The sequence below is a fragment of the Sphingomonas glacialis genome (assembly GCF_014653575.1).
GTDB lineage: Bacteria > Pseudomonadota > Alphaproteobacteria > Sphingomonadales > Sphingomonadaceae > Sphingomonas > Sphingomonas glacialis.
Genome location: NZ_BNAQ01000026.1, coordinates 1 through 2,393, shown reverse-complemented (window position 1 = coordinate 2,393; position 2,393 = coordinate 1). Strand labels below are relative to the sequence as shown.

General features: G+C 57.4%; 1 protein-coding gene and 2 pseudogenes. 2 read left to right on the top strand and 1 reads right to left on the bottom strand.

Annotated features, from left to right (window positions below):
- Window positions 1–75: 75 nt before the first annotated feature.
- Window positions 76–402: pseudogene (locus tag IE187_RS21050) on the top strand (transposase); the annotation flags it as partial.
- Window positions 402–686, top strand: a pseudogene (locus IE187_RS21045) (IS3 family transposase); the annotation flags it as partial. The pseudogenes IE187_RS21050 and IE187_RS21045, both read left to right, overlap by 1 nt.
- Window positions 687–719: 33 nt before the next feature.
- Here the strand turns inward: IE187_RS21045 and IE187_RS21040 are convergent.
- Window positions 720–1,724, bottom strand: a complete 1,005-nt coding sequence (locus tag IE187_RS21040; RefSeq protein WP_189677947.1) for a response regulator — start codon at window positions 1,722–1,724, stop codon at window positions 720–722.
- Window positions 1,725–2,393 lie beyond the last annotated feature (669 nt).

Sequence of the window (2,393 nt, the reverse complement as noted above, 5' to 3'; positions counted from 1 at the left end):
CTCGCAGCGGCATGAAACCGGCGGACGCCCCACTTAGCAATCGCGTCGAGCTGTTCAAATGAACCGAGCCACCTCTGGTTTCGGGAGGCGGGCGGGATGCCGCCAGCGGAGTTCAGGCGCTCGGCGAAACCCTTGTCAGGCGGATATTTGTCCTTGGCAGAACGCGAAGAGATCGCGTTGCTGTTGGTCCAAGGGCACGGCGTGTGCGAGATCGCGTGTCGGCTCGGTCGAGCTCCTGCGACAATCTCCCGCGAGATACGACGAAACGCGGCGACGCGTAGTGGCGATTTTGAATATCGAGCAACGACAGCTCAGTGGCATGCCGAGCGCGCGGCGCGCCGTCCCAAGGTTGCCAAGCTCGCGGCCAACGACACGCTACGCCGCTGGGTCGAGGACCGGTTGAATCCGCCCAATATACCAGCGAGCAGTTCCAGCGACTGATGGCCGACAACGGCGTCACCTGCTCGATGAGCCGGTCCAGCAACGTCTGGGACAATGCCGCGATGGAAAGCTTCTTCTCCTCGCTGAAGACCGAACGGATCGCGCGCAAAACCTACCGTACGCGCAATCAGGCGAGGCAAGTCGTGTTCGACTACATCGAGCGCTTCTACACTCCCACGCGCAGGCACTCGACCTTAGGGTATCTCAGCCCCGTAGACTTTGAGAAGCAGGCTCATGTAGCCTAACTTGGTGTCCATGGGACCGGCAGCAGCCCACACCTAGGCGGCGTATCGTATGGGTTCCCACCGAGCCTCGACCAGCTCCGCTGCGATCCTGGCAATACTACGCAGGTTCGTTAATTCCTCGACAGTCACTCGTCGGGGCTTTGTGTCGAGAAGGCATAGCGCCCCCAAGCGAACTCCAGAGGATCCGATGATGGGCAACCCAACGTAGGAACGGATCATAGGCCCGGAAAGGACAACTTCGAGTTTTGCAAAGCGAATGTCGGCATGCGTATCGCTGACGATAAAGGGGTCGTCCCCACAAATTGTGTAATTGCAGATCGCTTCCGAGCGAGGGGTGAAACCGCGGTCCACGCCGACGCTCGATTTGATCCACTGCGTGTGCTGATCGATGAACGTCATAGCACACGCCGGATAGCTCGTCGTCTTCGCGAGATGCTCCGTCAGGAGATCTAACCTGCGATCCACGTTGTCGTTGGCAAGACCGAGACCCTGCAAGGCCGCGCGCCTCTCGACCTCGTCCGTCGGTATAGGATAGCTCAAGATCGGCAGCGCCGCGATTCGCTTGCCCGAGCCGGACGAGCCGCGGAGGGGAGCGGGAGCGGGCATTCCTAATAACGACGCCTTTTCCTGAAGCTTCTTTGAATTTCTCATAATCATCCCAATAAGATGACAGAATCCATCGGGATCTTGCGACATGCGGCTCTTTGACACGCAGCTGTCGGCGCCAAGTTTCTCCAGGCTTGCTTTGACCGCAAGGTTCTCACAGGCAGCAGCAGAAACAACGACCTTCTTCATCTCGGGAAAGATGTGCAGGGCTTCAAGCAGCTGACGACCGTCAATATATGGCAGCGTCAGATCAATCGTAACTAGATCAGGCCTGGTTTGCTCGATTATCGCAACAGCGGATCTACCATCGCTTGCGATGCCCACAATCTCGTAACGCAACCGTAGTGTCAGCAGCTGTTCCAGAACTGCCTGCATGGTGCGGGAATCATCGACAATAACCACTCGAGGACGTCGCGATTCCAGTTTGCGCATTGAAACTCCCCTCTTGCTAAAATTGCTCCGAATTTCTTTTTAACGTAAGATAATGATCTCGAATTGGTGTTAATTTTTGGTTGCTTTGCAATACGCCGTGCCAAAGAATTCCGCCGTCTGATGCGGGTAGGTGTGGATCGGCGCCCAAAGCGGCACCCCGCGGTGATTAAGGCAACGATCTATAATCCTTTGGAAAATGTGGGTGATTAAGGGGTCCCGATCGGCGCCGATCGGTTTCCCTGCCTATGTAAAGATTCGACCCATGATCAATGGCTTGGCAACAATTTACCGGGGTCTCGCATTGGGTGCCGATTCATACCGCAAACCACTAAACCCGCTCGTTCCTGATGCAAAAATCAAACAGAGCGTGTGAAAAGTCGTGAGCAGCGGCGTAGACGGTGACGGGTTTCCTCTGCCCGAGCGCGCAAGCCGAACAAGGCGTAATCCTGTCGTCTGGCCGCCCCTTGAGGCCGCCAGAAGCCGTTTATGCGAGGCCCAGCGGTTCATTGGGGCGCGAAAAGACCGGTTTACCCCCTCGCTGCGGCGATCAGGCCCGGGACACCGACCAGAGTGATGGCCCGTCTGATATTATAGGCGAGCGCGGTCAGGCTGAACTCGCCGCGAACGTTCTCGAGGCGGCGCATCAGGAACGTGCCTTGGCCCATCCAC